This window comes from Flavobacterium sp. UBA4854, assembly GCF_002399805.1.
Taxonomy (GTDB): Bacteria; Bacteroidota; Bacteroidia; order Flavobacteriales; family Flavobacteriaceae; genus Flavobacterium; species Flavobacterium ginsengisoli.
In genome coordinates this window covers 14,071-19,636 of sequence record NZ_DHEI01000149.1, presented here as the reverse complement: position 1 = coordinate 19,636, position 5,566 = coordinate 14,071, and the positions used below count along the sequence as shown (strand labels likewise).

General features: G+C 34.0%; 5 protein-coding genes. All 5 read right to left on the bottom strand.

All coding sequences use genetic code 11. The features are described 5' to 3' along the window. Positions 1-16: 16 nt before the first annotated feature. On the bottom strand, positions 17-1,585 hold the full coding sequence (locus B3J44_RS21620) for an MFS transporter (protein ID WP_286971361.1): 1,569 nt from the start codon (positions 1,583-1,585) through the stop codon (positions 17-19). A 3-nt stretch (positions 1,586-1,588) separates the two neighbouring features. Continuing rightward, positions 1,589-2,653 (bottom strand): HlyD family secretion protein, encoded by a 1,065-nt coding sequence (locus B3J44_RS21615; RefSeq protein ID WP_286971360.1) that lies wholly within the window; start codon positions 2,651-2,653, stop codon positions 1,589-1,591. 11 nt (positions 2,654-2,664) lie between these two features. Next, positions 2,665-4,011, bottom strand: coding sequence for a TolC family protein (locus B3J44_RS21610; protein ID WP_286971359.1), 1,347 nt, complete (start codon positions 4,009-4,011; stop codon positions 2,665-2,667). Positions 4,012-4,340: 329 nt separating this feature from the next. Next, complete coding sequence (locus B3J44_RS21605; RefSeq protein WP_286971358.1) at positions 4,341-4,817, bottom strand: cupin domain-containing protein; 477 nt, start codon at positions 4,815-4,817, stop codon at positions 4,341-4,343. Beyond that, a partial coding sequence (locus B3J44_RS21600; RefSeq protein WP_286971357.1) for a zinc-binding dehydrogenase occupies positions 4,818-5,566 on the bottom strand: 749 nt, incomplete at its 5' end.

The window sequence follows — 5,566 nt, the reverse complement described above, 5'->3', positions numbered from 1 at the left end:
TCTTTCTTCTTTAGTCTCAAATCGGTATTGGTTCTACTTCTACTCTTCCTATTGGTCTACGCCAAAGTTTGAAAATCAGAATAATAAAAATGGGCAGAAAACAAATTGCCGACATGACGAGATAAATATCTTTGTAAGCCAACAAAATAGAAGCTTGGGAAGTTTGGTTAGAAAGACTTTTTTCTGCTTTTTTCTGCGCCTCAGCATCAGATAATCCCAGGAATAAAAATTTCTTTTTTGAATTTTCTAGTTGGCTTTCTGCTTGCTTGTTTATTGCACTTAACTGCTGACTTAAGCCCGTTTTATGCTGTATATTCATTTTCGAAATAAAGGTTCCCAAAACAGCACCGCCCAATAAAGAAGCAAAAATGGCTTGAGCTATAATTCCTGTCATCATCCGTGAAGTGCTTAGCTGCGGTGGAACACCTTCTGAAATATAGAGTAACGAAACAGGAAAAATAAATCCCATTCCTACCCCTTTAAAAATTAAGGGCAGATAAAAATCAGAGGCATCGATTCCTGGATAGAACCTGAAGTAGAGCGTAATATGATAAATTCCGTAACAGGCAAAACCAATTATCCAAATTGTGGCCAAATAAATACGTTTGTATAAAAGATAAGTCGAAAGCGGAATCGAAATGCATAATCCGATCAGCAATGAAAGATGTGTTACTGCCCCAAGAACAGAATCAAATCCTAAAACATTGGTCATATAACCTGTAACCACACTTCCTGTTCCGTTCATTATCCCGATATAAAACATCATTAAAGCACCTACAATTACATTTTTAAATTTGTAAACATCAGGATTAATTAAAGGTTCTGCCGTAAAACGAACATGAAGCAGATAAATGCCCACAGTAATAAATAAAAATGCAAAAGCGAGAGTTATTTTAGGGTCACTAAGCCAATTTCTCGTTTGTCCTTCAGCGCACAAAAAAAGAATAATCGCAAAAAATAAAACCATAATAATCCAACCTCTCCAATCAAATTGAAATTTAGTTTTAAGCGGTGCAACATCAGCTTTGTAAAAATACCAAGCCAGAATAATACAGATTAAAAAATTGAGATTTAAGAAATAAACTCCAAATGTCCAGTTATGAAAACTCACAAAATTTGCTCCTAAATATTGATACAAATGCTGGCTCCCTTTTTGTATAAACTGAAAAATGCCATACATCAAAGCCATATTTAACGATGGATTGTATTTTAATAAAATAGGCACCATAGAAGCAAATATTCCGATTATGGAAACAATTGCTAAAAGAGAACGACATAAAACAAACCACGCAATAGTTGGCGCAAACAATGAAGCGGTATTAAATAAAAGTGATAAAAATGAAACCGATAAAATCATGGTACGCACTTTAATTTGTTTTCCTAATTTTAATCCTAAAGGCAAAAAAGCTAGCATGGCAAAAATGGGAATGTAAACGGCGTAACTAAAAGCTGTAGTAGAAGGTGCAAAATGTCCTAATAGCTGCGAATTATCATAAGTCGTTACATTCAATCCGTTAAAAAAAGGAATCGTCAGGATATACAATCCTGTCAGTGTAAAAAGGCTGCTTTTTTTTCCTGCAAACATCTTTTACTTTTTTACTTTAACTGTAACATTCATTCCTGGTCTTACATCTTGAAGCTCTTTAGACGAAACTTCAAATTCAATTTTAACGGGAATACGCTGCGTGATTTTTACAAAATTTCCGGTCGAATTATCTGGTTCTACCATCGAGAATTTGGCTCCTGTTGCTGGCGAAAAACCCATTACTTTTCCTTTAAATTCTTTTCCGTCCAGAGCATCGATTGTAATGGTAACTTCTTGACCTTGCTTGATTTTTTCGATTTGAGTTTCTTTAAAATTTGCAGAAATCCATAATTTTTCACTCAGCACCATGGTGGCAATAGTTTGATTGGCATTAATTAATTCGCCAATAGATAAATTTCTTTCGCCAATAAAACCATCCGCGGGCGAGATAATTGCCGTATAAGACAACTGAAGTTTGACCGCATCCAAATCGGCTTTCTTTCTAGCAACAGTTGCTGTGGCGGCTTCCAGATTAATCGAACTTTGTTTGGTCATAGAGCTACTTGCATCTAAGCCTTTTCTTCCTGCTTTAACATAAGCTTCTTCCGATTTTAATTTGGAAATAACCTGATCGTACTGATTTCGCGTTACAGCCGAATCTGCATACATATTTTTAAAGCGCTGATAATCTTTTTGGGCTTTTTCTAAACTCGCCAAATCACCTGCTAATTTTTCTTTTCCCGAAGCCTGATTAGAAACTGAGGTTGTAATATTTTGTTGTAACGAATGTAGATTTCCTTCGGCTATAGCCAAATCTGCATCGGCTTGTCTAACTTTAATGAGGTATTCTTCATCGTCTAAAACAACCAAAGTATCTCCTTTATGCACCAACTGATTGGATTCAAATTTTATTTCTTTAATATGTCCCGTAGCGCGAGCCACAATATTGTTCATATAAGCTTCGACCTGAGCATTATTTGTCGTTTCGTAAGAACTGAAATCGAAGAATAGGCTTAAAATCCACAATCCTCCTGTTATTAAAAAAACAAAAGACAAAATCGTAAGAACTCTGTTTCTTCTTTTTTCGCTTTTCTGAATTGTGCTATTTTGTATATCTGCTTCGCTCATAACAAGATAAATTAAAGTTTGCCCATTGCGTACTGAAGTGAATAGTATTGAATAATCAAATCTAAATTGGCATTTACCAACGAAATACGAGAGTTGTTTAATTGTAATTCGGCATCTACAATCTCACTTATTAAAGCAAAATCATTGTCGTATCGGCTTTTTACAATTTTATAATTGCTCATAGACAATTCTACATCTTTCTTATAGGTTTTGATGTTTTCTTTGCTTTCTGCATATCTCACATAAGCATTTTTAACTTCTGTAGAAATCTGATCTTTGGTAACTTCTAGAGCTAAATTGCTTTTATCAATTTCCAATTTGTCTCCGCTTATGCGATGTTTTAAATTGTAAAAACTAGAAATATCCCAATTTAAAGAAAGTCCTGCAGCCCAATAATTAAGTAAATTAACATAATTGGGCCATTGCGCCGGATATTCTGTATTTAGAATAAGATTTGCATTTAAATTAGGTTTAAATCCGCTTTTGGTCAAACTCAATGATGATTCTGATAATTTGATTTTTACGACAGCCCGTTTTATCTCTTCGCGGTTAGCAAAAGCTTCTTCTAAACTTTGCTGCAAATTCATATTTTCTGTCGGAATCATGCTTTCTGCCACTTCTGGTTTCAGAATGGTATTATTTGGAAAACCAATCAATATATCAAGATTATTGCTGATTATTTCGATGGTATTGGTACTTCTAAAGACCGAAACCTTAAAGTTTGATTGCTGTAATTCGGTTCTTAAAAGATCACTCGTCAAGTTCTGGCCATTCTTTACACGCGATTTTAATTGATTGATTCGGATATCGGTATTTATAATATTTTGTTTTGTAACCTCAATCTGACGGTATAGTTTTTCGAGTGTAAAATATTGCTCTGTTATGGCGTTTTTAACATCAGCTTCGGTCATTCTCACAGCAGATTGCTGCATTTGGGTAATTAATTCCTGTTGGTTAATTCTAGTATTAAGAGCGTTTCCTGCATAAATTGGAAGTGAAGAAACAACATTGGCAAATGCCTGATGATTGTAATAATCTACAGTAACTTGGCTTTCATAAAATCCGTTATACAATTTAGGATCGCCAATATAATTGTATCCGCCGTTTAAGTTTATCCTTGGCATTTTTGCAATTTTAGCCTGACCAACATTTTCGTTAGCAATAGCCAAATCAGCATTTGCCAGTTTTAATTGCCGGTTATTTTTAATGCCTAATAAAATTGCTTCGTCGAGCCTTATTTTTTTTGCAGAGGCGAGGCTAACGGTATCTTGCTGCGCAAAACTTAAGTTAGAACCGCAGCACAATAAAACTAGAGCCAAATGTTTTATGTTTGGAGCTCTAAATTGCCAATAACTCATTCGATTATATTGATTTAATTTTGCTTTTTTCAGGAATTTGTAATCAATATTATTTAGCAAACATTTCAGATAAATTTGCAAATTCACCTGTTTTTAAAGTAACCGTACAGGCTTCTAAATTTGCTTTTTTTAAGGCAGTTATTTCACGAATTAAATATAGACAATTAATAATCAACGCTTTAAATACAAATATTCAAAATGGTTTCATTTTATAAGATGAAACCATTTTGAAACTTTTTTAAGTCTATCCAAAGACAAAAAAAAAGCAATAATCAAGTAGATTATTGCTTTTTACAAATAAATAAAAATATAGTTTTCGGCGTATAATTCTATTTTTCTGCTTTTGCAGCATCTAGCAAAACTGCCAATTGAATACAAGGAGCGTCTGAGCGATTGCTCCAAGCGTGATTGGTTCCACGCTGAATTACGATATCTCCAGCTCTCAATAAAGTTTCTTCTTCATCAACAATTAGATAAATTTCACCAGAAATTATGATAATATAATCTAAAGTATCGGTCTGATGCATCAAAGGATGTGGTTGTCCTTCTGTGACTATAATACCTAAATCTTTATCGGGGGGAATCTGGACGTAACGAAAATAGCTTCCGTTTTTGGGTGTGTTTGGAAAAGCCGTATTCTCAATAACTTTTTCTTCAAATTTTGCTGGTGTCGAATCTGTTGACCAGATATCCGAAATAATCAAACCCGGAAAATGTTCCGATACATTGGTCACAATTTCATCTTGTTCTATAATCGATTTTCCGTTTCGTAAACCAGTTACGATTCTTCTTGGTATTGTTTTCATTTAATTAATCTTCATTATTAATTTTCTGCCGCCGGTTTTGTTTTCTCTCAAAATCTTAAGCGCTTTATCTACCGTTTCTTTACTCAATCCTCCTATTACATCAATATGGGGAGCTGTAATTATTTCATTCTCCACTAAATGATTCAATTCTGACAATCCTTTTTTATAGTAATCGTATTGCTTTTCAATTCCATACGCATAGTTTGAAATATTATGAATTGTAGCTCCTTTCGAAAAAAGTATACCACGCGATTCTGCAGTAGAAAAGTTCGTAACATCAATATACTTTCCGTTTATTTTTAAAAGTTTTGCGGCTATTTCAGCAACATTATTTCCAACTAAATCTACTGCTATATCAAATTTTTTATTTCCATTTAAAACAAAAGCCGCTTCGTAAATTGCTTCTTTTCTGTAATTGATAATTTGTTCTGGTCTGACTCCAAGATTTAATAAAGACTTTATACTTTCTTCGTTTCCAGCTGTTACCACAAAATTGGTAAAACCTTTAGCTATAAGCAGTTTAATAAAAACGTTTCCTACTCCTCCAGCCGCACCTGTAATCAATATCGAATCGGTTAACGCAAGATTCATTCTCTTAAAAGACTGCAAAGCCGTAAGTCCAGCTGATGGAATTCCTGCCGCCTCTTCAAAAGAAATATTCTGAGGTTTCTTTACTGCAATTCCTTCTGGAACACAAATATATTCTGCATAAGTACCATTTGACCCCATACTTCCAGAACCGCAAAAAA

Bases quoted from the DNA above. Each gene is read 5' to 3' on its own strand.
- B3J44_RS21620 (WP_286971361.1), bottom strand. From the start codon at position 1,585: ATGTTTGCAGGAAAAAAAAGCAGCCTTTTTACACTGACAGGATTGTAT.
- B3J44_RS21605 (WP_286971358.1), bottom strand. From the start codon at position 4,817: ATGAAAACAATACCAAGAAGAATCGTAACTGGTTTACGAAACGGAAAA.
- B3J44_RS21615 (WP_286971360.1), bottom strand. From the start codon at position 2,653: ATGAGCGAAGCAGATATACAAAATAGCACAATTCAGAAAAGCGAAAAA.
- B3J44_RS21610 (WP_286971359.1), bottom strand. From the start codon at position 4,011: ATGAGTTATTGGCAATTTAGAGCTCCAAACATAAAACATTTGGCTCTA.